2 protein-coding genes are annotated in these 1,220 nt (G+C 66.0%); both read right to left on the reverse strand.

What is annotated here, in order from left to right; genetic code table 11:
• A partial coding sequence (locus HX846_RS36325; RefSeq protein ID WP_178967358.1) for an MJ0042-type zinc finger domain-containing protein occupies nt 1–703 on the reverse strand: 703 nt, incomplete at its 3' end.
• A 30-nt stretch (nt 704–733) separates the two neighbouring features.
• Nucleotides 734–1,220: 50S ribosomal protein L11 methyltransferase (prmA, locus tag HX846_RS36330; RefSeq protein WP_178967359.1), on the reverse strand; the 487-nt coding region annotated here is incomplete at its 5' end.

Genomic DNA, 1,220 nt, shown 5'->3' on the forward strand with positions numbered 1-1,220 from the left:
CGGGGCGAGGGCGCTTGCGTTTGGGCTGCGGGCGTTCCGGTTGTTCGGGTTCCGGCTCGTCTGCTACGGCGGTTACCGGTGGGTCGAGTTCGTCATCGGTGGTGCTTGTGTGCAGCGGTGGTTCGTCGTCCGGCTCGACCGCTTCAAACGACATCGACGGTTCGGTGCGCTTGGGTTTGCCTGGGCTTGCCTTGGCCGGTTGCGGTTCGTCGTCGACCATTTGCGGGGCTTGGGCCCGTTCATCCCGGGGTTCGCTGAACAGGCTGGAGGCCCATTGCTCTTCCTCGGCCTTGGCCGTATCACGGCTGGCGCTGAGGGCATCTTCCTTTTGCCGACGATCGGCGCCGGGCTGGCGACGGTCGGCACCCACGGGCTGGGTGTGCTGGATCTCGCGACGTTCCAGCTTGGCCAGTTCTACGTCGAGGTCCAGGTTATCCAGGTCCAGCTCTTCGGCGGTCCATTGCTTCTGGCTGATGGCTCGCGGCGCTTGGGGTGGCGGTTCTACGGCTGCCGGCGGCTCTGCCGCAGGTGGTGCCTGGGGCGCGGGCGCATTGGCGCGCTGCTCCAGCAGTTGGCGAGCGGCATTGAACACTTGCAGGCACGACCCACAGCGCACCACGCCACGGGCCACGCTCAATTGAGCGTGGTTGACGCGAAAGCGTGCTTGGCAGTGTGGGCACTGGGTGACGAAACTGTCGGTCATGCGGCCATCCGATTCATGCAGGCGCTCATTCTAGCGCCGACGACCACTGATGCGTACCCAGCCATCGCGGTTGGCGATCGGATCCAGCTCAAAATCCTGGGCGTAGGCGGCGGCAACGTCTTCGCCCTGTTCGGCGAGGATGCCCGACAGCGCCAGGCGGCCGCCCGGCTTGACCAGGCTCGACAGCTGCGGCGCCAGGGAAACCAGCGGCCCGGCAAGGATATTGGCCACCAGCACGTCGGCTTGCACCTGGGGCAATTGCTCCGGCAGGTACAGCGGGAATTTCTCTTCAGCGATGTTATTGCGCCCGGCGTTATCGCGGGAGGCTTCCAGGGCTTGCACGTCGATATCGGTACCGACCGCTTCCTTGGCGCCCAGCAGCAGGGCAGCGATCGCCAGGATCCCCGAACCGCAGCCGAAGTCCAGTACGTTGCAGTCTTTCAGGTCCTGGCCATCGAGCCATTCCAGGCACAGCGCGGTGGTGGGGTGGGTGCCGGTGCCGAACGCCAGGCCCGGG

The sequence above is a fragment of the Pseudomonas sp. K5002 genome (genome assembly GCF_013386655.1).
Taxonomy (GTDB): Bacteria; Pseudomonadota; Gammaproteobacteria; order Pseudomonadales; family Pseudomonadaceae; genus Aquipseudomonas.